The 24,221-nt window shown below is 70.9% G+C and carries 22 protein-coding genes; 11 read left to right on the top strand and 11 right to left on the bottom strand.

Annotation, left to right across the window (positions count from 1 at the left end; all coding sequences use genetic code 11):
- The 6 genes from RIV12_RS11220 to RIV12_RS11195 all read left to right on the top strand — a co-directional run.
- The coding region (locus tag RIV12_RS11220; protein ID WP_487274892.1) for a nitroreductase family protein at nucleotides 1–1,001 on the top strand (1,001 nt) is incomplete at its 5' end.
- On the top strand, nucleotides 991–1,728 hold the full coding sequence (locus RIV12_RS11215) for a nitroreductase family protein (RefSeq protein ID WP_309323920.1): 738 nt from the start codon (nucleotides 991–993) through the stop codon (nucleotides 1,726–1,728). The genes RIV12_RS11220 and RIV12_RS11215, both read left to right, overlap by 11 nt.
- A 195-nt stretch (nucleotides 1,729–1,923) precedes the next feature.
- The gene (locus RIV12_RS11210; RefSeq protein WP_020992058.1) at nucleotides 1,924–2,127 is read left to right on the top strand and encodes a thiocillin family RiPP; all 204 of its coding nucleotides are present in this window, start codon (nucleotides 1,924–1,926) and stop codon (nucleotides 2,125–2,127) included.
- A gap of 98 nt (nucleotides 2,128–2,225) precedes the next feature.
- On the top strand, nucleotides 2,226–3,443 hold the full coding sequence (locus tag RIV12_RS11205) for a PqqD family peptide modification chaperone (protein ID WP_309323918.1): 1,218 nt from the start codon (nucleotides 2,226–2,228) through the stop codon (nucleotides 3,441–3,443).
- Nucleotides 3,440–6,076 (top strand): lantibiotic dehydratase, encoded by a 2,637-nt coding sequence (locus RIV12_RS11200; protein ID WP_309323916.1) that lies wholly within the window; start codon nucleotides 3,440–3,442, stop codon nucleotides 6,074–6,076. Before RIV12_RS11205 ends, RIV12_RS11200 begins: the two co-directional genes overlap by 4 nt.
- Nucleotides 6,073–7,233: a thiopeptide-type bacteriocin biosynthesis protein gene (locus RIV12_RS11195; protein WP_309323914.1), complete on the top strand. Its 1,161-nt coding sequence runs from the start codon at nucleotides 6,073–6,075 to the stop codon at nucleotides 7,231–7,233. Before RIV12_RS11200 ends, RIV12_RS11195 begins: the two co-directional genes overlap by 4 nt.
- A 233-nt stretch (nucleotides 7,234–7,466) precedes the next feature.
- On the opposite strand, the gene purB is transcribed toward RIV12_RS11195, so the two are convergent.
- Both purB and RIV12_RS11185 read right to left on the bottom strand, forming a co-directional pair.
- On the bottom strand, nucleotides 7,467–8,912 hold the full coding sequence (gene purB, locus RIV12_RS11190; RefSeq protein WP_309323912.1) for an adenylosuccinate lyase: 1,446 nt from the start codon (nucleotides 8,910–8,912) through the stop codon (nucleotides 7,467–7,469).
- 5 nt (nucleotides 8,913–8,917) lie between these two features.
- Nucleotides 8,918–9,328 (bottom strand): hypothetical protein, encoded by a 411-nt coding sequence (locus RIV12_RS11185; protein WP_309323910.1) that lies wholly within the window; start codon nucleotides 9,326–9,328, stop codon nucleotides 8,918–8,920.
- A 236-nt stretch (nucleotides 9,329–9,564) separates the two neighbouring features.
- Here RIV12_RS11185 and RIV12_RS11180 point away from each other — a divergent pair, with 236 nt between their 5' ends.
- Nucleotides 9,565–10,041 carry a GNAT family N-acetyltransferase gene (locus RIV12_RS11180; RefSeq protein WP_309323908.1) on the top strand — a complete coding sequence of 159 codons (477 nt, stop codon included), beginning with the start codon at nucleotides 9,565–9,567 and terminating at the stop codon, nucleotides 10,039–10,041.
- Nucleotides 10,042–10,178: 137 nt separating this feature from the next.
- Here the strand turns inward: RIV12_RS11180 and RIV12_RS11175 are convergent, their stop codons facing one another.
- The 3 genes from RIV12_RS11175 to RIV12_RS11165 all read right to left on the bottom strand — a co-directional run bounded on the left by RIV12_RS11175 (nucleotide 10,179) and on the right by RIV12_RS11165 (nucleotide 12,898).
- A complete protein-coding gene (locus RIV12_RS11175; protein WP_309323906.1) occupies nucleotides 10,179–10,550 on the bottom strand; it encodes a hypothetical protein in 372 nt (123 codons plus the stop codon).
- Between the two features lie 79 nt (nucleotides 10,551–10,629).
- Nucleotides 10,630–11,391, bottom strand: coding sequence for a siderophore-interacting protein (locus tag RIV12_RS11170; protein ID WP_309323904.1), 762 nt, complete (start codon nucleotides 11,389–11,391; stop codon nucleotides 10,630–10,632).
- A 202-nt stretch (nucleotides 11,392–11,593) separates the two neighbouring features.
- Nucleotides 11,594–12,898, bottom strand: coding sequence for a C1 family peptidase (locus tag RIV12_RS11165; RefSeq protein WP_309323902.1), 1,305 nt, complete (start codon nucleotides 12,896–12,898; stop codon nucleotides 11,594–11,596).
- A 106-nt stretch (nucleotides 12,899–13,004) separates the two neighbouring features.
- Between RIV12_RS11165 and RIV12_RS11160 the strand changes: the two genes are divergently transcribed.
- Entirely contained in the window at nucleotides 13,005–13,676 is a 672-nt protein-coding gene (locus RIV12_RS11160; protein ID WP_309323900.1) for a class I SAM-dependent methyltransferase, read from the top strand.
- Between the two features lie 418 nt (nucleotides 13,677–14,094).
- On the opposite strand, the gene RIV12_RS11155 is transcribed toward RIV12_RS11160, so the two are convergent.
- A complete protein-coding gene (locus RIV12_RS11155) occupies nucleotides 14,095–14,466 on the bottom strand; it encodes a hypothetical protein (protein WP_075417440.1) in 372 nt (123 codons plus the stop codon).
- Nucleotides 14,467–14,647: 181 nt separating this feature from the next.
- Here RIV12_RS11155 and RIV12_RS11150 point away from each other — a divergent pair, with 181 nt between their 5' ends.
- Entirely contained in the window at nucleotides 14,648–14,875 is a 228-nt protein-coding gene (locus tag RIV12_RS11150) for a hypothetical protein (protein ID WP_075417441.1), read from the top strand.
- A complete protein-coding gene (locus tag RIV12_RS11145; RefSeq protein ID WP_309323898.1) occupies nucleotides 14,872–16,977 on the top strand; it encodes a hypothetical protein in 2,106 nt (701 codons plus the stop codon). Before RIV12_RS11150 ends, RIV12_RS11145 begins: the two co-directional genes overlap by 4 nt.
- Before the next feature lie 121 nt (nucleotides 16,978–17,098).
- Here RIV12_RS11145 and RIV12_RS11140 read toward each other — a convergent pair whose 3' ends face one another.
- The gene (locus RIV12_RS11140) at nucleotides 17,099–17,506 is read right to left on the bottom strand and encodes a phage holin family protein (RefSeq protein ID WP_309323896.1); all 408 of its coding nucleotides are present in this window, start codon (nucleotides 17,504–17,506) and stop codon (nucleotides 17,099–17,101) included.
- 46 nt (nucleotides 17,507–17,552) lie between these two features.
- Here RIV12_RS11140 and hisC point away from each other — a divergent pair, with 46 nt between their 5' ends.
- Nucleotides 17,553–18,707 carry a histidinol-phosphate transaminase gene (gene hisC / locus RIV12_RS11135; protein ID WP_309323894.1) on the top strand — a complete coding sequence of 385 codons (1,155 nt, stop codon included), beginning with the start codon at nucleotides 17,553–17,555 and terminating at the stop codon, nucleotides 18,705–18,707.
- Nucleotides 18,708–18,739: 32 nt separating this feature from the next.
- Here the strand turns inward: hisC and RIV12_RS11130 are convergent, their stop codons facing one another.
- The 4 genes from RIV12_RS11130 to pgm all read right to left on the bottom strand — a co-directional run bounded on the left by RIV12_RS11130 (nucleotide 18,740) and on the right by pgm (nucleotide 24,008).
- Entirely contained in the window at nucleotides 18,740–19,915 is a 1,176-nt protein-coding gene (locus RIV12_RS11130) for a YwiC-like family protein (RefSeq protein WP_309323892.1), read from the bottom strand.
- A gap of 274 nt (nucleotides 19,916–20,189) precedes the next feature.
- Nucleotides 20,190–21,149, bottom strand: a complete 960-nt coding sequence (locus tag RIV12_RS11125; protein ID WP_309323890.1) for a hypothetical protein — start codon at nucleotides 21,147–21,149, stop codon at nucleotides 20,190–20,192.
- 289 nt (nucleotides 21,150–21,438) lie between these two features.
- Complete coding sequence (locus RIV12_RS11120) at nucleotides 21,439–21,969, bottom strand: GNAT family N-acetyltransferase (RefSeq protein WP_309323888.1); 531 nt, start codon at nucleotides 21,967–21,969, stop codon at nucleotides 21,439–21,441.
- Nucleotides 21,970–22,325: 356 nt separating this feature from the next.
- Entirely contained in the window at nucleotides 22,326–24,008 is a 1,683-nt protein-coding gene (gene pgm, locus RIV12_RS11115) for a phosphoglucomutase (alpha-D-glucose-1,6-bisphosphate-dependent) (protein WP_309323886.1), read from the bottom strand.
- Nucleotides 24,009–24,221: the final 213 nt, after the last annotated feature.

Here is a 24,221-nt window from a genome sequence, read left to right as displayed (position 1 = left end):
GGGCCGTGGCCGCCCTCATCGCCCGCGCCACCGTCACCCACCTTCCCGGGGACGCGCGGCGCACGGACCTGGCCACCTTCACCTACTCCGACCGCCCGGTCGTCTCCCGCCCCGGCTGCCCCGTCTGCTCGGTGGCCGGGCAGGGCGAGGACCCGGTGCCGGTGGCGCCCTCGGCCCCCGTGGGGGCCCGCTACGAGCAGTCCGTGGCCATCCCGCCGGCCGCCTTCGTCGACTCCAAGGGCCACCAGCAGCACTACAAGCCCTCCAACCTGCGCCTTCAGCGCGAGTTCCGCGACTGGCCGGTCTGCCCGCGCACGCCTCTGCCGCCCGCCGACCTGGAGCGCCTCGACCAGCCCTGGCCCGTCGCGCACCCGCTCACCGATGACGGCTCCGACCCCGACCTCGTCACCCGCCCCACCCCGGCCGAGCTCGCCACGATCCTGGCGCTGTCGGTCGGCGTGCGCGAACCGCTCGGAGCCGAGCCCACCGGCCAGGGACCGGCCGAGGCCGCCCAGAGCCCGCTGAGCGCCAAGCTGCGCCGCTGGACGGCCGCCGGCGGCAACATCGGCTCGGTGACCGCCTACGTCCTCGTGCCCGAAAGCGGGCAGGCCGGACATGAGGCGAAGGAGGCGGCCGGGCAGCGGCCGGCCCCGGGCACCTACGTCTACATCGAGCGCGACCACGCCCTGGCCCTCATCGGTCCCGCCCCCGCGGCGGACGCGGAGACGGAGCCCCTGCCCGACGGCGTCGGCGCCCGGATCGTCCTGACCGGCAACGTGGACAAGGTGGCCCGCAAGTACTTCTCCTTCGCCCTGCGCATCGCCGTCCAGGACTGCGGCTGCTCCTTCGAGGTCATCCGCCTCGTCGCCGACGCCCTGGGAGTGCCGCTGCGCGCCCGGGCCCGCTGGGACGAGCAGCGCATCGCCCGGGCACTGGGCACCGACCCGGCCCGGGAGCCGGCCTGCATCGTCGTCGACCTGGGAGGCCGCCGTGCGCACTGACTTCGAGACGCTGCGCGAGCTCGTCGCCGGCTTCTCCGCCGGATCGGACACTCACCCCGCCGAGCCGAGCTCCGACGGCCTGGCCACGCGCCGCCCGCGCCCGCCGCTGGACTGCCAGGTGCCGGACGCGCTCGTCCCCGGCCCCCAGGAGCCCTACCCCTACAGCCTGCACCAGACCTTCGAGCGCCGCTCATCATCGACCACCTACGGTACCGAGCCGCTCGAGGCCGAGCCCCTCCTGGCCATGGTGCGCGACGCCCTGGCCGACGACGCGAGCACCTGGGGCCAGGACGCGGCGGCCTGCCCCCTGGAGCCCTTCGTCCTCCTCCTGCGCCCGAGTGGCGCTGAGCCGGGCATCTACCGGGTGAGGCTCGACGGCGTCGACCTCGTCCGCCCCCTGCCGCAGGCTGAGGAGATCGAGGGCATGGCGGTGCAGAAGGAGTTCGCCCGCGCCGGCGCCATCGTCTCGGTGGCCGCCAACCTCGATGAGGCCGACGCCTGGGGCGGGGCGGCCGGCTACCGCTTCACCATGGGCCGCAGCGCCGCCCTCATCTACTCGCTGCACCTGCGCGCCGTCGCCCGGGGACTGGTGGGGACGGTCTTCGCCGGCTTCGCCACCTCGGCGGTACGCCACCTGCTGGACTCCGACGGCGTCAGCCGCCACCAGATGTTCGCCGTCACCATCGCCAGTGCGCAGACGGCGTCGCCCGATGAGGCGGCCGGCTGACCCCGGTCACCAGTCGCGCGCTCCGGCGGTCCGCCGCCGGCACGACCGACCCAGAACTGCATACCGCGTCACAGAAGTTCCACAGACCACCCCGTTCGCGGGGTTGGGGCCCGGTCCCGGCAGACCGGACCCCCGGGGCCCGAACGGGCCCCGCTCCTGCCCACAAGACATCTGAGAGAAGGAGGTGAACAGCATATGACGAACAGCTCGATTGATCTCACCCTCGCCGACAGTGACTTCGGTGTCGAGGAGCTGCCCGAGGGCAACGCTCTGGGTTGTGCCTTCAGCAGCGCCAGCGCGTCCTGCCCGGCCAGCGCCGCCTCGGCCTCGTGCCCGGCCAGCGCCGCCTCGGCCTCGTGCCCGGCCTGTGCCGCCAGCGCGTCGACGACGTCCTGCTGACGACCCCATGGTGGCGGGTAGGGGACCGGGGTCCCCTACCCGCCACTGGCGGTACCCCGGAGCCCCGAGAACCGACCTGAGGGAGCCAAGAGCCCACGATGAGCACGGTGATGAGTACGGCGACGAGAACGCCGACGATCCCTGGTAGCCCCCCGACGTCTCCGATCCCGCGCCTGCGCCGCGGCGTGAGCCTCATCGTCGGGATGGACAACCAGCCGATGCTGTTCGACTCCGACTCGGGCAAGTACCACCGGCTCGGCGCGGCCGCCGCCTTCATCGTCAACCAGTTCGACGGGGTGCGCCCCCTGCCGACCATCATCGAGGAGCTGCCCCAGGACATCGACGAGGCGGGCGCCCAGCGCATCACGAGCCTGGTCGACAACCTGCGCGACAAGGGCCTCCTGTCGGGGAGCGAACCCGCCCCCGCCGTCCCCGAGGCCCCGGTGCGCACCCGGCGCACCCGCGGACGCCACACCGCCCAGCCCCGCCGGGCCCGCCACCTCAAGGTCGAGAGGCCCCGCCGCAGCGGGGGCTGGTGGCTGCCCCGCATCATCATCGCCCGCAAGTACCACCGGATCGTCGCCCCGATCGTCACCCTGCTCCAGCGCCTGCCGGCCCCCGCACTCAGCTGGGTCTTCCTGGCGCTGGCCGCCTGCGGGTACGCGGCCGGGGCCATGGCGCTCAGCTCCCTGGCCGGCGGCCCCCGCCCCGGCGTCCTCGTCTTCGTCACGGCGGTGGCGATCCAGCTGGTGAGCATCCTGCTCCACGAGTCCTGGCACGCCATCGTCGCCGGCTACCTGGGCACCCCGATCCGGGGACTGGGGGTGGCGCTCATGTTCTGGGCGATCCCCATCGCCTACGTCGACCGCACCGACTCCTACCGGGTGCGCTCCCGGCGCGGGCTGACCATGCTGGCCTTGGCCGGCATCTTCTCCGACGGCGTCGTCTGCGGCCTGGAGGCGGCCATCGCCTGGGCCTCGACGGGAACGGTGCGCCAGGTGGCCCTGACCCTGTGCGCCTTCCAGCTCACGATGCTCGTGACCAACCTCAACCCCCTCACCCAGTCCGACGGCGTCGCCGCGGTCGAGGCGGCCACCGGCTCGGTCAACCTGCGCGGGCGCTCCATGTTCGTGCTGCGCTGCGTCCTGGCCCGCCAGCCCCTGCCTCCCGCCCTGGCCGTCATGCGGCCCGCGGTGCGCTGGGGCTACTTCATCTACGGGCTGCTGTGCTCTCTTCTCGGACTGCTGGCCTTCGTGATGAGCATTGTATGGATAGGCTACTGGCTGTACGTCCTCGTGAAAGGTTTCCTCCTATGACGCAGCCGGTTCTCTCTCGTGCCGGTGCCTCCCCCTCCCGACAGCCGCAGCCCGTATCCGCCGTGACCCCCGGGGAGCCCATCCCGTCCGCTCCGTCCTCCGCCGTACCAGCGTCGGTACCGGCATCGGAGCCGGAGCCCCCGGCCCTGGCCCAGCCCGCCGTGGCCCTGCCGACCCTCGTGCGCCTGGGCGGGCTCCCGGTGCGGGCCGTCCCCGAGACCAGCGCCGCCGTCATCGGCACCCTGGACTACCTGCGCCGGCTCGACGAGGTGCTCGACGGCGCCGCGGAGCAGCTGCTCGACCCGCTCTACGAGATCGTCCCCACTCTGGACAAGACCGAGCGCCGCCCGGTCCTGCGCGCCAAGCGCTGCGTCTTCCAGGGGCGTGCCACCGACCTGTCCGAGGAGGTCCTGGCCGTCCTGCCCGCTGAGCTGCGCGCACTGCTGGAGCGCTGGGACGCCCTGGTGGCCCGCAAGGAGGAGACCCGCGCGCGCCTGGCCGTCCTGGTCGACGTCGACCTGGACCGCAGCCGCGAGCTGCTGGCGGCCGGCCTCGACGAGCCCGGCTACCAGGAGGCCCTGGCGATCGCCGCCCCGGCCCTCATCTCCACCCTGGCCGCCCGCGGCCGCAGGCTCGAGGACCCCCGCGTCCTGCGCACCCTCTACACCCTGGCCACCCGGGCCGCCCTCAAGACCAGCCCCTTCTCGGGACTGACCACCGTCAACGAGGCGGGCCGGCCGTCCACCGGGCGCAGCCACCGCATGGTGGCCACCCACCTGGCCTACCGCATCCTGAGCGCCACCGCCCAGGACCTGGCCCCCGACAGCGCCCTCTACCTCGAGCCCGCCCCTGTGCGCCGGGCCTTCAGCGCCGCTCCCGGCGCAGGCGCGGCCGGCGCCTACGGCCAGTACCCGCCCAGTGAGGCCGAGGCGGAGGCGCTGAGCGTCCTCGGCGAGCACGAGTACGGCAATGGCATGGTCTTCCGCCAGGAGACCGTCCAGCCCGCCCGCTGGCTCCAGGAGACCCACGACGCCCTGACCGGCGGCGGCATGCACGCCGTGCTCAGCGTGCGTGACGCCTGCGAGCGCGTGGGTGGCACCGACCCGCGCCTGCGCCTGGAGCGGCTGCTGGCCTCCGGCGCCATCGTGCCGCACGTGCCCTGGTACCGCGGGGAGAACCCCTTCCCGCTGCTGGCCGCCTCACTCTCACCGGAGCAGCAGCGCCAGTGGGGTAAGGACCTGGCCTGGCTGGCCCGGCTCGACGACGCCGTCGGCGCCGCCGACGGGCCCGGCCGTGCCGAGCTCCTCAACCGCACGGTGCGCCTGGCCGAGCGCGTCTTCCCCGACGGCGAGCTCGGCGAGCGCCCCAGCGGCTTCCTCTACGAGGACCGCGAGTCGACCCGCAGCTGGGTCGATCCCCTCGAGGACGCCCCCTTCGAGCAGGACGTCAAGACCCTGGGCGATCTCGCCGACCCCTGGGTGACCCGCTCCCACATCTACGACCTCATGGTGGCCCGGTTCGTCTCGCTGTTCGGCAACGGTGGGGTGTGCAAGGACCCGCTCGCCTTCTTCATGACCATCGCCCACGCCCCCGACGGCGACCAGGAGATGCTGCGCGCCGCCGGGCTCGACTACGCCGCCGGCCCCGACACGGAGCGTGCCGCCCTGTCCGGCGGGCTCTCCGGCTCGCCGAGGCACCTGGGCGCCTTCCTCCAGCCGGTGGCCCCCAGCGCCCGGACCTACGCCGCCGGCGGGGGGCTGACCGTCGTCAACGCCTTCACCAACGCCAACGGCTCCCTCCAGGCCCGCTTCCACCGGCTCCTGGGCTCCGGCTTCCGGGAGCGCCTGGCCACACGGATCCGCACTGCCTGGGGCACCGAGCGGGTCCTGGAGATCCAGGCCAGCACCGAGTGCAACACCGGTCAGGCCGTCTCCTGCGGGCTTCTGCCGCCGCTGGGCCTGCCCGGTGAGCCGGGGGCGCCGGACGCGGTCCCCCTCAGCTCCCTGCGGCTCGTCCACGACCCGGCCACGAGCACCCTGTTCCTGGCCGACGACGCCGGGCCCGTGGGACTGGCCTACCTGGGCCTGACCCCCCAGTACCTCCTGGGCGGCTACCTGTCCTGGCTGGTGCTGCTGAGCGACCCGTGGTCCCGGCTGCCCCCGTTCGCGGATCACTGGACCAGCCGCCGTCGGGACCTGGGCGGGCCCCTGCCCGACGAGGTGATGCACTCCGAGCGGACCGTGGCCGGCCGGTTGGTGACCCGGCGCGAGTCCTGGACCTTCCCGGCCGACCAGATCGCCCCGCTCATGGACCGCGACCTGACCACGACCCTGCTGCACATGGACGACCTGCGCAAGCAGTGGGACATACCGACGGAGGTGTTCGTCCACCAGCACATGCCCTCCCAGGGCGCCACCTTCGACCAGCACAAGCCTCGCTACGTGGACCTCACCTCGCCGGTCTCGCTGTTGGCGCTGCGCGGCTGGATCGACCCCGGCGCCGCCCACATCAGCTTCGTCGAGGCCCTCCCGGCCCGCGGCCAGGCCCTGGGGCTCACCCAGGACGGTGAGCCGACGGTGGCCGAGTACCTGGTGGGACTCCAGTGGCCCAAGAACCTGGGAGGCATGGCATGAGCACCTACGACGACGCCCAGCCCAACCGGCGGGAGCAGCGCAACCAGCCCAGCCGGCTCATCCGCTCCCGGAGGCTGCGCTGGCTCGGTGGGCGCTCGCGGGCCGGTGAGCAGGCGGAGCGCTCCGAGGCCGGTCAGCCCGGTCAGGGCGCCTCGACCCCGCAGGTGGGTGGATCGATCCCGGGGATCCAGCCCCTGGAGATGGCGGCCGCCGACTTCGGCAACCTGCGCGCCCAGCACAGCTCGATGCGTCAGCGGGGGGCGGCGCTGGCCAACCAGCATGAGAGCGTCGGCTGGCTGTACGCGCGGATTTACTGCGCCGGCGGGGACGACACCGACGCCCTGCTGCCCGAGATCGCCCAGTGGCTGGCCCGGGCCCGCGGACAGTGGGACATCCGCTCGGCACACTTCCTGCGCTTCGTCGACCTGCGCGGGCACCACATCCGGCTGCGGCTCAAGGCCGTTGAGGGTGTCCTGGACGACGCCTACGCGAGCATGCGCGAGCTGGGGGCCGTGGCCCAGCGCACCGAGGTGCGCACGGTCGAGCGTCTCGTCACCGACCCGATGACCGGCGGGATCGGTGCCAGCCGGCCCGGCATCACCTTCGGTGTCTACGGCCCCGAGTACGACAAGTACGGGGGAGTGGCCGGCGTCGAGGAGGCCGAGCGGCACTTCTACGTCTCCAGCCGATGGTGCCTGGACCACCAGGTCTGGCAGATCCCGCGTCCGGTGCCGCGGGCGGCTCTGGCGGCGCGGTTCCTGGCTCTGGCGGCCCGCAGCGCGCCGCTGCCCGAGGCCGAGCTGCTCTCCGCCCACCTGCGGATGTGGGGCTCGCGGCTTCCCGCCCACCTGCGTGACGGCAGCGCCCTGGGGCCGATCGTCCAGCAGCTGCTGGAGGTCATCGAGTTCCAGTTCGATGAGATCCCGTCCTGGAGTCAGGCGGCCGCTGCCGTCGGCGAGCTGGCAGACGACGCCGGACGCGCCATCGGGGTCATGGGGGCGGGCACCGGCGGCCGTCGGGCCCTGGACCTGCTGCACATCGACGTCAACCGGCTCGGCCTCAACCCGGCCGAGGAGTGCATCGCCGGGCTGTGCGCCCGTCAGCTCCTGACCGGGGGCGCCGTGCCCCCGGCCCAGCCTTCAGTCGCCGTCGGGTAGCCGCGCGCCGCCCTGCCGGAACCCTGAAACGCGCCGAGGTGTCCATGAGAAGGGGCCCTGAGTGTCGATGAAGGGCTGGAAGTGTCCACGGTGCTGACATCAACACTGCGCTGATCTCCCAGCCTGAGAAGAAACCCCGGGATTCCAACGTTCTGTGTCAGGTGCTTCGAGGGTCGGCGCGCTGATGTCAGCACCGTGGACACCCGGCCATTGCCGGACCCGCCGGCGGGGCCTCAGTCGTCCAGGTGGGAGACGAGCTCGGCGGCCAAGCCCGTGTAGGTGGCGGGCGCCAGGGCGAGCAGTCGCGCCTCGACGTCGTCGGGCATGCCGAGCCCGGAGATGAACTCGCGCATCCCCTCGGGCGTGACCTTCTTGCCGCGGGTGAGCTCCTTGAGGCGCTCGTAGGGGTCGGCCATGCCGGTTGCCCCGGCGACAGCGGCCGCCCGCATGGCCTGCTGGACGGGTTCGCCGAGCACCTCCCAGGTCGCCTCGAGGTCCTCCTCCAGGCGGGAGCGGTCGACGTCGAGCCCGGCCAGGCCCCGGCGGATATTGTCCACGGCCAGCAGCGAGTGCCCCAGGGCCACGCCCACGTTGCGCTGCGTGGTGGAGTCGGTGAGGTCCCGCTGGAGGCGGGAGGTGACGAGCGTGGCGGCCAGCGTGTCCAGCAGCGAGCAGGAGATCTCCAGGTTGGCCTCGCCGTTCTCGAAGCGGATCGGGTTGACCTTGTGCGGCATGGTTGACGAGCCGGTGGATCCCTGCGCGCTCAGGCGCTGGTGGAAGTAGCCCAGGGAGATGTAGGTCCACACATCCGTGGCCAGGTTGTGGGCGATCCGGTTGAAGCGGGCGACGTCGGAGTAGAGCTCGGCCTGCCAGTCGTGGGACTCGATCTGCGTGGTCAGCGGGTTCCAGGTCAGGCCCAGGTGCTCCACGAAGCCGCGGCCCACGGCCTGCCAGTCGGCGCCGGGAACGGAGACGACGTGCGCGCCGAAGGTGCCGGTGGCGCCATTGATCTTGCCCAGGTACTCGGTGGACTCGACGCGGCGCACCTGACGGCGCAGCCGGTGGGCCAGGACCGCCAGCTCCTTGCCGAGCGTGGTGGGGGTGGCCGGCTGGCCGTGCGTGCGCGCCAGCATGGCGGCGTCGGCGTACTCGTGGGCCATGGCGGCCAGGTCCTCGACCAGCCCGCGCGCGGCCGGCAGCCACACCTGCTCGATGGCGGCGCGGATCGTCAGGGCGTAGGAGAGGTTGTTGATGTCCTCGCTGGTGCAGAAGATGTGGACGATCTCGCCGACCGTGGGCAGCACGGTGGGGCCGCCGTCGGCGCCGACGACGCCGGGGGCCTGGGCGGCCGCGGTCAGGCGCCGTTTGAGGAGGTACTCGACGGCCTTGACGTCGTGGCGGGTCTCGGCCTCGATGGCGCCGAGCTCGGCGATCTCCTGGGCCCCGAAGTCCTCGACGACACCGCGCAGGTAGGCCTTCTCCGTCTCACTCAGGCGAGGGGCGCCGGGCAGGACGCCGCCGTCGGTGAGGTGGATGAGCCACTCGACCTCGACCTGCAGGCGGGCCCGGTTGAGCGCGGCCTCGGAGAGGTGATTGACCAGTGGGGCGGCGACGGCGCGGTAGCGGCCGTCCAGGGGGCCCAGAGCGATGGCGGGGGAGATGGTGGAGAGATCGGCCATGCCGCTCATTGTGGCAGGTTGCCACCGATCTCTGCGAGCGGGGCGTCCTGGGCGGTGACGAGGGCGGGCTGCGCCTCGGGCCGGCGGTGGCGGTAGGCGTTCACGATGACATAGAGCAGGATGCCGGCCGACGGCAGGTTGATGGCGGCAGCGGGCTCATGGCTGTAGAGGCCGTGACCGAGCAGAGCGGTCGCCAGCCCCAGGCCGATGACGGCCAGCGCGAGGACCGAGGGACCCGGGATGCGCTGCGACGGCTCGGCACGCTGAACGTGCTGGGCCTGGAGAAGGATGAGACTGACCGTCAGCAGGCTCAGAGGGGTCAGGAGGGAGGTTTGCCAGCCGAATAGGCCGCCACCGACGGTCAGGGCCAGAACGGTGGTGGCAAGTGTGAAGACGACTGGAGGGAGGAGTCGCATGGTAGATGACCTCGTAGGGCGGACATGGTGGGGAATGGTATGACCGGGCAAAATCCTGCCGGATTCTTGTGGCATTTTCAACAAGTGGTCCGTCGTCATTGGTGGGGAGCACTACCCAGTTGCCGTCACCCTATACGGCATGCCGTCCCTGGAACTGTGAAATCAGCCCTGACCAGGGAGAATGCAATGTGTCCGTGACGCCATAGGTGCCGTGCGGGTCAGTGTATAATGCGGTTATGACGACGGGCCGGGTCCAGCACGGAGCGGCAGTCAGAGTTCTGGTGGAGCAGGACCTGGCCAGTGAGCAGATGCTGGCTCTTATGCGCGAGGCCGCGGGACTGCCCGACGCCGAGCTGCGCAGGATCATTGCTGAGGAGCTAGTGCTCATGGAGGTCGTGGGTACGGGCCCGCGGGGCGCGCCCACGTCGGTAGCTGCCTACGTGTCTCGACCCGATGACGTCGTGTTGGAGTACATTGCCGTGGCTCCGGGGCTACGTGGCGACGGAATCGGGCGGACGCTCGTTGATGCCCTTGCCAGTGCGTCGGGGCAGGTTGTCGCCGAGACCGACGACGACGCCGTCGGCTTCTACCGGGCGCTCGACTTCGATATCGGCCCTGCGTCGTTGGACCCGCGCTGGCCGGGGCGCCGCCGCTACCGATGCGTGCGGCGGCCCCTCCCCCGCACGGCACGTGCCGAGAACTGCGATTCCTGACGACGACGTACTTCTCCCGCAGATGACTGCGGTCCGTCCCCAGTCATCTGCGGGAGAACGCAGTCCTCGCGGCGGAAGTACGTTCTCGATCGACCTCGTCGAGGAGTCTGGTGGCCGGGGTCGGCGGGTGACGGGGCCTATCGGGGCGAGGGCTTGCTTGCGGCGACCTCACGGGGCCGCCGGTCCCTCAGGCTGCGCACCAGGACGTAACCCAGCAGAACCAGTTCGGGCAGGATGAGGAGCGCGACGACGTCGGACCGGTAGAGGCCGCGCGCGAGAACGAGCCCGGAGAGGACGAGTCCGGCGATCCCCAGCAACCGGATTCCCGACGGCGACAGGTTGCGTTCGCCCGGATCTGAGGTCTGGGCTTGCAGCAGAACCAGGCCGAGCAGGAGCATGCACAGCGATGTGTTGAGGCTGCTGAACTGCCACCCGAGAAACAGGTTCCCGATCGAGGTGACCAGGACAGTGAGGGCGAGGACAACGATGGCGGGCTTGATGAGTCGCATGGAGAGCACCCCCGGTGAACAGATCGCGACGATGAACGGCCTCAGGATACGTCCGCTTCACGTCCGGTGGGGCTTTGGGTCAGGCCTCAGGGGCTGCTGTGCCCATGGAGCGGCCGCGGATCCAGTATGCCTGGTGCTGGATGCTGCGCCGGCTCATGCCCGAGGCGATCAGGTGGCGCCGCACCGCCTTGGTGGCGCCGCTCTCCAACGCGATGAAGACCCAGTCCAGGGCCAGGTCCCCGGTGTCCGCCCACAGGGTGCGGTCGACGGCGGCCAGCAGCTTCTCCTCGGAGACCTCGGGGTTCACGCGGATGAGCCGATGGTCGCGCGCGGCCAGGGGAAGGAAGCCGGCCTCGGGCGCCAGCATGACGACGGTGGCCGGGCTGCTCGTCGGGGAGGCGGCCACGGCGTCGGCGAGTGCGGGAGCGGAGGCCTGGTCGCCCACCAGCAGCATCCGGTCGCCGGGGGACGGTGGGCGGTAACTGGTGCCGCCCATCATCTGGACGGATACGGTGGCTCCCGGCTTGACCCGCTTCGCCCACCGCGACGCCGGGCCGCTGGGCTCATGGTGCAGGACCAGGATGATGGCGGTGGCGTGCTCGCGGTTGATGCGGGTGAGGGTGTAGGCGCGCTGGTGCTGGCGGCCACCCTGCTGGATCCACATCCGCGCCCAGGCGGTGGGCGGCAGTATGGCGGTGTTGGCGCCCAGCAGGCTCGGGCAGTGGACGGTCAGCTCCGTGTAGGGTGCCAGCTCGCGCACCCCGGTCACCGTGAGCTTGTGCTCCGGCACCCGCAGTGCCTTGAGTACTGTGCCTTGAAATCCCCTCCCACCACGTGCCATCTGCGTGCTCGCCTCCCGGTCGTCTGATCTCGCGTGATCTCACGCTAAGGCGAACCATAACCGGAATGGATGTGGGATTCCTTAGGGAACCCTGCCGAGAACAGTGGAGAAAATGCCGAAAGAATTCCGGTAGCGCCCGGGGTGGAGGAGGTGACATACCGGGGTGCCGTCGCCGGAGGGCCTGTGCCGGTGAGCCGCTGCCTCAGGCCATCGGGTCCCAGCTGGGCAGCATGATGGGCTCGGTCTCCAGGGCGGCGCGGACCGCCTCCGGCAGGCGGCTTGCGCGCACGACGACCTCGAAGACGTACTCGTCGAACCAGGAGTCGCTCATCGTGTGAAAGCCCTTGTCCCCGAGCTTGTCGCCCCAGGAGTTCTCCACCCGCCAGCGCCGCGGGACGCCGTCGACCAGGTCGACGCCGGTCAGGCACATGGCGTGCGTGAGCGCCGACTCGCGCGCCACCAGCCGCTCGGCCTTCGTCATCGACAGCTCCACCCCGTACAGGCCCTCGTAGTCGTGCAGGGCGGCGTCCCAGATTCCGGCCTTCTTGTCCCGCTGCCTGGCGACGTCGCAGGCGAACCACACCGGCTCGCCGTCCTGGATCGCGGCGATCGCGGCGGCCTTGAGCACCTCGAGCTCGGCGGTGACGTGGTCCTGGACCGGTTCCCCCACCATGACGTCGCTGCGGCCCATGCCGTAACGCGTGTTGACCGCGATCTCGGGGCGCGGGTCGTGGGCCAGGACCACGAACTCCTCCACCCCGGTGACGTAGCGCTGCGCGAACTCCCGCGGCGTGAGCGTCCCGACCCGGTGAAATTCCTTGTTCTTATCGCGGTACTGCCATACGAACTCGTCGGGCGGGGTGCCCAGGTGGATGCACAGCATCCGGTGAACCTGCTCCAGGGCCGTGCGCCGCAGAGGCTCGGGGTCGACGCCGTCGGCCACCGCGGTCCGCAGGCGCAGGGCCGTGCGCCGCAGCAGCGTGGCCAGGTGCTCATTCATCGCCTCGGAGTCACCGGCCGAGACCGTGTCCGGCATGGCGTAGGCCGGCACGATCCCGTACTTGGCCACCAGGCGCGCGAACTCCGGCCACCAGCCGCCGTCGGGAATGGGGGAGTACAGGGAGGCGACGACCTCGCGGTCGTCCAGGGGACGGTCGGCCTCGGCGATGACGCGGGTCAGGAAGGCGTTGGCCTTCTCCAGCTTGTCGTAGAAGAAGGGGAAGGACTGGCTCAGCTCCAAGGAGTCGAGCTCGAGCTCCTTGATCATGGAGGCACGCAGCACATTGAGGCCGGCGAAGGCCCAGCAGCGCCCCGACTGCTTCTGGTCGGTGATCGAGGCGTCCGGGACGAGGTCGGACACGGAGGTGTCGATGGAGGTCACCACGGCCCGATCCAGGGAGACCTGCTCCACGTCCGTGGTGGCGACGGCGTTCCCGGCCAGGCGGGCGGCGGGGTCGGCGAGGAAGGCGGTATTGCGCTGGGCGACCCAGGAGGTGTCGATCGTCATGAGGCAGAGGATAGATAGATCGGCGGCGCGCTCGCGTCCCCGCCCGGCCGCTGGGCGCCGTCACCGGATGGCCTGCCGGGTGACCCGACGCCGCTAGGATCGCGGCATGACGCAGCCCCGCCAGCGACACTCCGACCCGCGGTCCGACGCCGCTCACTCCGCTTCCCGCTGGGAGGAGCGCTACGCCTCGGTCGAGCAGCTCTGGTCGGGCCGCCCCAATGACTGGCTGCCGGAGCTCGCCACCGACTGGAGCCCCGGGACCGCCCTGGAGATCGGCTGCGGCGAGGGCGCCGACGTCCTGTGGCTGGCCGAGCGCGGCTGGCAGGTGGTCGGGCTGGACCTGTCCGCCACCGCCATCGGGCGTCTGACCGGGCAGGCCGAGCGGCTCGGGGTCGCCTCGCGCGTGACCGGTCGTGTGCACGACGCCGGAGACGGCCTGCCGGCGGGGCCCTTCGACCTGGTGACGAGCTTCTACGTCCACGGCGGGCACGAGCCGGGCTCCCTGGACCTCGTGGCCCTCCTGTCCGACGCCGCCGCCCGCGTCGCCCCCGGAGGGCACCTGCTCACGGCGGTGCACGCCGTCAATCCGCCCTGGCACACCCACCACGCCCGGACCTACACGGCCGCCGAGCTCCTCGAGGGCCTGGCCGGGGCGACGGCCGGCTGGCAGGTCGTCGTCGGCGAGGAGCGCCAGCGGCAGGCGACGGGGCCCGAAGGCCAGGAGGGGTGCCGGGCCGACGCCGTCGTGTGCCTGCGCAGGCCGCCGGCCTCGGTTTGATGAACAAGCCGTGGGAACGGCCCTGAAGAAGTGCCGGAATATTCTGGGTAATCGCCAGAATGTGGTGCACACTACGTAGAAATGGCGGAATGGCGCCTATTTCTCAGCATGTTCATAGGGGAACTCGGGGGGTCCGCTCAGGATCGGTGGGTTACATAGTTACTGCCGCCGGACGGAACCGGTCACGAGGGTTGGGGAGCCCGATGACTGGCAGGTCTCCGAGTCTGGAACGGGTCTTAGGGAGCCCGGACCGGACGTTCTGGTGAAGGAGGCTCCGCCTCCCCGGCCTTATGGGAAGCCGGGTAGCAGGAGGACCTCGCGAGGCTTGGGCCCGCGGTCCGGGAGACCGGACCGCGGGCCGAGTCCTTTACTGAGCGGATGTGGTGTCGAGGCCGGGCTGCTGGGGGTCGGCTGTCAGTCAGTGCGGTGAGCCCCTCTCCGCCTCCCGGAGCGCTGTCCACCAGTTCTCGAGCATGAGCCTGCCCCAGGGGGTGGTGTCGTAGAAGAGCCATCTGTCATCGGGGCCGTCCATGGTCCAGAGCCTGTCGGTGCGGATGAGGTCGGTGCCCGTCGGGTCGCCATCGCGGGGATCGGGCTCATACGTGAACGGATCGCCCAGGAACAGGTCGATCATGTTGCTGGAGGCCAGCCAGGCCAGAATCGCGTGAGCCCGTTCGACGGCGGCCTCGGCGTCGAGGCTCTCCATCTCTCGCACGGTGTTGAAGGCCTCGATGCCACTGGTCTCGCACTCCGTGCCCATGAAGAGAAGCTCCACCGTCGTGGGATCCATGTGCGGGTCTCCTTCCCCGGGGATGCAGCGAGTGGGCGTCGCCGCTGATCCTCCCATCTGGTCCCTGGTCGCGCTGCCGCGTGGCGGTCCACCGGGGGCCACAGGTACCTGAATGCAGGACTGATCCACAGGGCTGAAAGCGGGCGCTGCGGTCGCCTCGGGGGCGCCCTACCGTCGAGTCATGTCTTTCTCACTGTCACGCTCCAGGTCGGACTATGACCACGCCGTCGCCCTGTTCCCCACGTCGGTCCCCGCGAGCTGGGTGGGGGCGGACTCCACCGCCTGCCAGACGGCGCTCACCAAGGCCTCCGGGCTCTTGAGCGCGTTGGCGGCGCGTTATGACACGGCCTTCTCCAAGCTCAGTGTCATCGAGTCACGCAACTCGTCGATTGGAACGAGTCCGTCATGAGCCCGGTCGCCATGGATGGCTCCAGTGGTCCGTACCCCGCCTGGAAGCAGGACCCCCATGCGACGGAATCGCCGGCCTCCAAGTCGTCGCGCCCGAAGCCCAAGACTTCCCACGCCCCGTACACCGGGCCGGCCCCGGAGGATACCGGCCACACCTGGACCATATGGGGTGGGGGCGCCGCCGTCGTGGTGGCGGGCGGAGCCGTCTCCGTGAACACGAGTGACCTCGACTCCCTGGCCAGCAGCCTCACCTCGGCCGCCGGATCCCTCGATGACGCACGAACACTCATTGCCAACGCGGTCACCGAAGTGAATGCGGTGCCGCCTCCGCCTTCACCACCACTTCAATTCGACCCTCTTGACTCGAACCTTCTTTCCCCTCCGGGTAGAAGGTGGAAGGATGTTAATGGTCAGTGCGTTCCTATTCAGGACGACGGGGATCCTTCTGATATTCGTCGTCTCATCCGCGATGGGGGTAGTGACGCACGTGTCCATACCGGTCTCGATGTCGATCTGGAAAAGTCCGAAGCGCTTGAGGCTCTGGATGCGTTGAGCACGGGGGCGGGGTCGCTCCAAGACGTCGCCAACACCCTGCGCGGCATCGCCTCCGACGTCACCGCCTGCTCCCAGGCCCACACCCTGGCCGAGGGGAAAGCCACTCCCGTGAATGGTCTTGTGGGGCCTGTGGACGTTCGGGCCTTCGACCCCGGCCTCCTCCAGTTGGCGCTGGGCCCCTCCATCGCCGCTCAGTTCCCCACGATCTCAGCTTTGCTGGCGTCGTCACCGGTGGCGGGCAGAATGCTCTACGAGCTGTTGGAGGACAACGAGGACGGCCAGGCCGTCGTCGAGGCCCTCACGCTCCTGCTCAGCGACCCGACCACCGAGCAGTGGGTCAAGGAGGACCTCGTCAGGATCGTCCTGCTGACGCGCTGGCTCAAGAACGCCAAGACCGGGCGGGAGGCCGCCACGGTCCAGACCTACCTCCAGCAGGTCTCTCAGCGCCTGGACCCCTGGGCGAAGCAGCGCCTGCCCGGACAGGTCACCGTGGGGACGCAGACCGTCGACACCAAGAGCCTCACACCCATGCAGCGCGTCGCCATGACCCTGGGGGTGAACGCCGCCGCGCTGGGGGCGGGAATCTACGGGACCCAGAGCGGCATCACGGTCACCCCCGTCGGTGGAAACGGAGCCACCGTGCTCCCGCCCGCCGCCAAGGACCCCTTCGGGCTCGCCAGCGCCGTGAAGCCCGGCATGACCGGCAAGGGCAAGGAGACCAAGTCCCCGCAGAACATCTCCGAGACCATCACCCACTGCCAGGAGGTGCAGTCCTCCAGGCGCTCCCTCGGTCAGGGCTACGAGGAGGCCGGGGTCATCTCCATCCAGCGGGTCGAGCATGCCGACGGCCGCGTCTCCTGGGTCGTCTACGTCCCCGGCACCACAGACTGGACCGTCGGTGACGGCGAACCGCAGGACCTGCTCACCAACCTCGAGGGCGTGGGAGGCACACCCACGGCCATGGAGAGCGGCGTCGTCACCGCCATGCGCCAGGCCGGTATCAAACCGGGGGAGGAGATCGCCCTCTACGGCCACTCCCAGGGCGGAATCACCGTCTCCAACATCGCCGCCGACCCGGCGATCCAGGACCGCTACAACATCACCTCGGTCCTCACCGCCGGCTCCCCCACCGCAGGAGCCGACATCCCCGACGACGTCCGCGCCCTCCACCTGGAGAACACCGGTGACGCCGTCCCCGGGCTCGACGCCGCCCCCACACCCACCGGCCCCCACCGGCAGGTCGCCATGCTCGACACCCATCAGACGAGCACGAACGGCTACCCCCACGCCTCCACTGCCTACGCCCAGGCCACTGAGGGTCTGGAGGACAAGGCCCCCGAGCTGGCCGACTGGAACAAGTCCTTCTCGCACGCCTCGGGAGCCGGCGAGCAGGGGACGACCACCACCGAGTACACCTTCGCGATCCAGCGCAACACCGACCCCAACGGGGTCTACAAGGGCGGCACCACCTACCGGGGTGCAGTGCCGTCGGCGAAGCCTTCCTACCCGCTGCCCACCCCGGCCCCGCAGCCGACGGGCCAGCACTAGGTGTTGTGGGTCATGAGGTTGCAGGCGCGCGCCGAGTCGACAATGACCGACCCGTGGGTGATACCCACCGGCGCCGGGAGGCGCTGGTCGGTATCAGCTGGAGCGGCCGACGTCGTCGGCGTCAGTCCTCGCGGCGCACGAGTATCGCGGCGATGATCGAGGAGATCACCGAGATGATGATCGAGCCGGCCACCGCCGAGCCGAAGGAGGAGACCTCCAGCCCCAGCGGCACCGAGCCGCCGGTACCCAGTGCCGCAATGTGGTCGGTGAGCCGGCCCGTCAGCGAGAGCATCGCACCGTTGATCACCAGGGCGAACAGTCCGAAGGTGATGATGTAGAGCGGAAAGGTCAGGAACTTCGCCACCGGTTTGATGAGCGAGTTCACCAGCGCCAGCACCAGGCCCAGGACCAGCAGGTTCAGCCACATCTGGGAGGTGCCCACCCCCTCGGGCACACTCAGCCCGGACAGGAGGCGCGTGGCCAGCCACAGACCGGCCGCGTTTCCAATGGTTCGTGCCACGATCTCCATGGGCCCATTCTGCCTGGGCAACCTGTGCCGGTGCCAAGATGGGGTCATGACTCCTGAAGCGACCCCAGTGCCCGGCGGATCCGAGCCGGCGACCCCCGTCGCGGCCTCGGAGGATGGCCCCTCGACGACGGTCCGCATCCGCCCCGACGTCGCCGCACTGCCCGCCTACGTGCCCGGGGCCCGGCCCGACGCCGCCGCGGCGCAGATCGCCAAGCTCTCCTCCAACGAGCTGCCCTACCCGCCGCAGGACGCGGTCGTCGAGGCCATCACCCGCGCCGCCACCGGGGTCAACCGCTACCCGGAGATGACCGGGGAGACCCTGACGCAGGCCCTCGCTCGCCGCTGGGGTGTGGAGGCCGAGCAGGTCGTCGTCGGCAACGGCTCAGTCGCCCTCATCCAGCACCTGCTCGACGCCGTCTGCCGGCCCGGCGACGAGGTCGTCGTCCCCTGGCGCTCCTTCGAGGCCTACCCGATCTGCGTGGCCGTCGCCGGGGCCCGGGCCGTGCGCGTCCCGCTGACCCCCGACGCCCGCCACGACGTTCCCGCCATGCTGGCGGCCATCACCCCGCGCACACGCGTGGTCATGGCCTGCACCCCCAACAACCCCACCGGGACGATCCTGACCGCCGACGAGCTGGCCGAGCTCGTGGCCGGGGTGCCGCGCGACGTCGTTGTCCTCGTCGACGAGGCCTACCTCGACTTCGTCACCGACCCGCGGGCCGGCGACGCCCTCACCCTCCTGGCCGGGGCCCCCAACCTCGTGGTCTCTCGGACCTTCTCCAAGGCCCACGCCCTGGCCGGGATGCGCGTGGGCTACCTCGTGTGCGAGCCGGGCCTGGCCGCCGCCATCCGCTCCGTGGCCACGCCCTTCGGGGTCAACCTGCCCGCGCAGGCCGCCGCCACCGCCGCCCTGGGGGAGGCCGAGCTGGCCCGCACCGCCGAGCGCTCGGCCGCCGTCGCCGTCGAACGCGACCGGGTCGTGGACGCCCTGCGCACCCAGGGCTGGCAGGTGCCCGAGGCCCAGGGCAACTTCTTCTGGCTCGGTGTGGGTGAGGAGACGACGGCGCTGGCCGAGCACTTCCGCGCCGCCGGCATTCTCGTGCGGCCCTTCGCCGGTGAGGGGGTGCGGGTCTCCATCGGGACGACGTCGGACAACGAGAGGGTCCTGACCGCCGCGGCCGCCTGGCGCACCGAGCGCTGAGACCTGCCGGAGCGGGGTGGGCTACGGCGTCGTCATACCGAGATGGTCACCAGGAAGGCCATACACATGACGACCTCCACGATGCCCATCGTCCCCGGGCGCAGCGGGCGGTGGCGCGTGCGCACCAGCTGCCACTGCCACAGCGGCATGACCAGCGACCGCACGGTCAGCACCACCCACAGGACGGCATGTCCCCACGGCAGCATCCCCGACGACGCCAGCCACCACGTCACCACCGCCACCGCCGCGTGCGCCGCCACCGTGCCGGCCAGCAGCACGTAGTTGAAGCGCTCGCGGATCATCGACTTGATGTAGGGCACGGTCCCGCAGAAGTAGGCGGCCGTCAGAGCGGTGACCAGCCACATCCAGGACCAGCCCGTCAGGGCGCCGCTGGGGGAGGCCCCCGGTAGGGGGGAGCTCGGCGTTCCCAGGCCCAGGAACCCGCCGTCGCCGCGCACCGCCAGACTGTAGGTGACGGCCGCCATGAGGGAGGCGGCCGTCGTCGTCGACAGCCCCGAGAGCAGCGAGCGCTCGTGACCGCGCCACACCTGGTGCAACGCGATGGCGAACAGTGGCAGCAATGGCACCGCCCATTGGATGAGGTAGGGCGCCACGAGCAGGGTGATGAGCGCCAGCGAGGCCGTCCAGCCGGTGTAGACCAGGAGCGGCAGCATGATGAGGGCGCGCTTGCGGGCCGAGCGGGTGCGCAGCCACTGCGACCAGGACCAGTAGGTGAGGTAGCTGCCCCACCACGTGGGCAGGAACAGGAGGTTCACCCAGCTGAAGCCGCCCACCACCCAGCCGACGATCGGCGGCAGCACCAGCATCGACCAGGCCCCGTGCTGGTTGGGCACCCAGGCTTTGCGGCCGGGCTGGTTGCGGATCTGCTCCTGGGTGGGGGGCTTGGGGCGCTCGGCCTGCCGGGGGCGGCCGGTGGCCAGCATGATGTCGTCCTGCGGGCCGGGCCGGGACTGCTGAGAGGGGGCCCGGCGCGGCGTGGTGGTGCCGGATGGTGCCGAGGGGGCTCCCGGCGGTGTCAGGGCCTGGTCGGCCGATGCGGCCGCAGGGCTCGTCGGGGAGTCGGTGGGTGCGGAAGACGCGGGGGAGCCCGCCGATCCGGCGGTCTGCGTGGAACGTGCAGGATCGGTGTGCGTGGAGGAGTGCTCGACGTGGTGCTTGGACGGCCTCGACGGGCGGGACTGACTCACACCCTCACCCTAATCGCTCGCCCCCGGAAGTGGCCGGGGACTTTTGCTGACGGCCGGGGACATATCACGTGTCCGGGGACGGGATTCCTGTCCCCGACGGCGTCGAAGGTCCCCGCACGGGGTGGTACGCACCTGGCCGCGCGGAATGTCCCCGCCAGCGAGCGGTACATGTGCCCGCTGACTCCTGCCCCACTCAACACCGAGCCGGGCACTTTCCGCGGCCCTCAACAGAATTTCTGCAGTGCTACGCGAACGATGCCCGGTTCAGTGGTTGTCACCAGCGCACGCCGGTGGGGTGGATGCCGTGTTGGGCGAGTTCGCGGTACATGGCGGAGGCGTCGGCAGGCCAGGCGTCCTCCCAGGCCCAGCGGGCGACGTCGTAGCCGGCGCGGGTGAGGATGAGCTCACGGCGGCGCTCGTTGACGACGGTGTCTTCCGCGTCCTTGCCGTAGCTGTTCTTGCGGTACTTGATGCGGCCGTCGAACTCGCCGGCCACCATGGTGTGGGGCCAGAGGAAGTCGAGGCGGTAGGTCTGGCCGTCGATATGAACCTCATGCTGGAGATCGGGGCGGGGCAGGGTGGCCTGCCACATGCGTACGCGGGAGAGGGACTCTCCGGGGGACTCGGAGCGCTCATCGGTCAGGTGGATGGCGGTGCGGGCACTGCGGATGCCGCGGGCGCCGGTGGCCAGGCGGTCGACGGCGTCGGTCAGCTCGGTGCGGGTGCACAGGTGGGAGGCCAGGGCGGCGTCCATGGCACAGACCCCCTGAGTGAGCCCGCCCCACCGGGCCAGATCAACGAGTGTGTCGGCGACGGATGAGGTGTGGGCGCCGGATGTGTTCAGCAGGTCGCCCAGGCCGGGGCGGCGGTGGCGTTGAAGCAGTGCTGTGCGCGCACGGGCCTCGCTGACTCGGAGGCACTGAACTCGCCCGGGGAGGCGGCCCACCAGGGGCAGCCCGAGCCACACGGCCGCTGATGGGCCGAGCAGGACGATGTCGCCATGAGTCTTGGTCATGGCGGCCCGGATGAGGGTCGTGTGCCTCAGGTCGGGTCTGGCCTCCTTCCACTCCTGGGAGGGCACGTAGGTCCCCGGGGCGATCCGGGTGAGTCCCGGGCCGGTGAACAGTCGGGATGCCCCGGCCATGACCGGATCAGAGGTGAGGAGCAACGGCAGCGACGGTGCTGTGCTGAGAGTGTGGGAGACGGTGGTGCGTTCGAGTGCGGTGATACTCATGCCCCTCATCGTGGGGCGAAGCACGGGAGGAGGCGCCCGACGTCGTCGGCCTTGTGGAGGCGGCTTGCATCAGGTGACCTGTGGCGCCCGGCGAGTCGCCATCTGTGGGGACTTTTCGCGTGTGCGGGGACCTGTGCTCGCGGCCGGGGACTTTTGCTGACGGCCGGGGACATATCACGTGTCCGGGGACGGGATTCCTGTCCCCGACGGCGTCGAAGGTCCCCGTACGGGGTGGTACGCACCTGGCTGCGCGGAATGTCCCCGCCCGGAGCCGTGTGCGGTGGGGCGCTCAGGCCAGGGTGAGCCGCATCTGGTGCCAGAGCGCGCCGCTGTGGTGGGAGGCGGACAGGCCCTCGTCGACGAACCCCAGGCGCGCGTAGAAGGGCACGAGGTCGTCGAGGCAGGTGAGCACCAGGCCCTGGCGGCCGTGGGCGCGTGTCGTCTCGATGACGGTGCGCAGCAGGCGGGTGGCCAGCCCCTGCCCCTGTGCGGCGGGCGCCGTGGCAACGCCGAGGAGCATCTGCCAGGCCCCGTCGGGGTCGTGCATCGCGGGGGCCTCATACATCTCGTCGCTCAAATCGCGCTCGTCGGTGCACGGTCCGTTGACCAGTGCCAGCAGCATGCCGCCCTCATCCTCGATGAGCCAGAAGTGGTCGGCATAGGTCGCCATCCGCTCGGCGATCGTGGCCGGACTGGCCGCATGCTCGGGTGGGAAGCAGATGGCTTCCAGGGCGGCGGCCATAGCTGCGTCCTGCGCCTGCTCCGCCTGGGCCGTCCGGGCCGTACGGATGTGGAGAACCGGGGAGTCGGTGGTGCCCATACCCATATTTTCACCAGTCGGTAGCCAAGCGTCGAGTATTCGCCGGCGTCTCCGCGCGCCCCGAGGTCACGGCCGGGGACATTCCGCGCATGCGGGGACATTCTTCTGCGGCCGGGGACACATTGCGCGTTCGGGGACAGGCATCCCGTCCCCGACGGCGTCGAATGCCCCCGCCCGGAACGGCGCGCACCCGGCCGCGCGGAATGTCCCCGTGAGCAGGGAGGGGGGTGCCAGGGAGGGAGGCAGACAGACGCCGAGCCGGGCATTTCCCGCGGCCCCCGACAGAATTTCTGTGGGGCTGCGCGAGACATGCCCGGCTTGGTGGGGTGGTGCGAGGCAGGAAGGCGCCTCCGCCGTCAGCCGCCCAGGGCCGCGGCGACCACCTTCTTGGCCTCCTCCTGCACCTGCGCCAGGTGCTCGGCGCCCTGGAAGGACTCGGCGTAGATCTTGTAGACGTCCTCCGTGCCCGAGGGGCGTGCGGCGAACCAGGCGTCCTCGGTGGTGACCTTGAGCCCGCCGATGGCGGCGCCGTTGCCGGGCGCGTTGACCAGTCGGGCGGTGATCTCCTGGCCGGCCAGCTCGGTGGCCGTCACGTCCTCGGCGGCCAGGGCGGCGAGCTTGGCCTTCTCCTCCTTGGAAGCGGCGGCGTCGATGCGGGCGTAGGCGCTGGCGCCGAAGCGCTCCACCTGCTCCTCGTGCAGCTGGGAGGGGGACTTGCCGGTGACGGCGATGATCTCGCTGGCCAGCAGAGCCAGGATGATGCCGTCCTTGTCCGTGGTCCACACGGTGCCGTCCTTGCGCAGGAAGGAGGCTCCCGCGCTCTCCTCGCCGCCGAAGCCGATCGAGCCGTCGAGCAGCCCGGGCACGAAGTGCTTGAAGCCCACCGGTACCTCGATGAGGGTGCGTCCGATCGCGGCGGCCACCCGGTCGATGAGGCTGGAGGAGACCAGCGTCTTACCGACGGCGGCGTTGGCGGGCCAGCCGGGCCGGTGGGTGAACAGGTACTCGATGGCCACGGCCAGGAAGTGGTTGGGGTTCATGAGTCCGCCGTCGGGGGTGACGATGCCGTGGCGGTCGGAGTCGGCGTCGTTCCCGGTGGCGACGTCGTAGGGGGTCTTGCCCTCGGCGTCGGGCGTCATCGTGGAGCGCAGCGAGGCCATGGCGTTGGGGGAGGAGCAGTCCATACGGATCTTGCCGTCCCAGTCCAGGGTCATGAAGTGCCAGGCCGGGTCCACCTCGGGGTTGACCACCGTGAGCTCCAGGCCGTAGCGCTCACCGATCGCGCCCCAGTAGTCCACCGAGGCGCCACCCAGCGGGTCAGCACCGATGCGCACGCCGGCCTTGCGGATCGCCTCGAGGTCGATGACGCTCTCCAGGTCGGCGACGTAGGTCTCCAGGTAGTCGTGCTTGATGATGTGGGGGCCGTCGAGTGCCTCGGTGACCGGGACCCGCGGGACGTCCTGCCACCCGGAGGCGAGTAGCTCGTTGGCGCGGTTGGCGATCCACGTGGTGGCCTCTGAGCCTGCCGGGCCGCCGGTGGGCGGGTTGTACTTGAAGCCGCCGTCGCGCGGCGGGTTGTGGGAGGGGGTCACCACGATGCCGTCGGCCAGGCCGGGCCCGCTCGTGCGCACCCCCGCCTTGGTCCCGGCGCCGTTGGCCAGAAGGATGGAGTGCGAGACGGCCGGGGTGGGCGTGTAGGCGCCGCGGGCGTCGACGGCGGTGGTGACCCCGGCCCCGGCGAGCACCTCAACGGCGGTGCGCCAGGCGGGCTCGGACAGGGCGTGCGTGTCTCGGCCCAGGTAGAGGGTGCCGTCGGTGCCCTGGGAGCGGCGGTACTCCACGATGGCGGCGGTCGTGGCCACGATATGGGCCTCATTGAAGGCGGTGTCCAGAGAGGATCCGCGGTGCCCGGAGGTACCGAAGACGACCTTCTGAGCCGGGACGGCGGGGTCGGGGACGAGGTCGTAGTAGGCGGAGACGACCTCGTCGACGTCGATGAGGTCTTCGGGCTGTGCTGGCTGTCCTGCGCGTGCGTGCATGGGCTCAGTGTGTCACGTGCCACTGACTGGATCAGCCCGTTTCGCTGTGCGAAACACTGATCGTTCCGAGGCTGGGACGCGGTGGCCGGCGGGGTCGGGATGCCGCACGACGTCGTCGTAGGAGGCCCCGCTGCGAGGGTCTGGGAGGGGTGCCATAGGTCCTGGGTGACCTGGGGGGTGAGATAGGCGGCTCCCACCGCACCTTCAATCTGA

The organism is Actinomyces stomatis, assembly GCF_031292835.1.
Taxonomy (GTDB): domain Bacteria; phylum Actinomycetota; class Actinomycetes; order Actinomycetales; family Actinomycetaceae; genus Actinomyces; species Actinomyces stomatis.
This window is presented reverse-complemented; position numbering and strand designations above follow the sequence as displayed.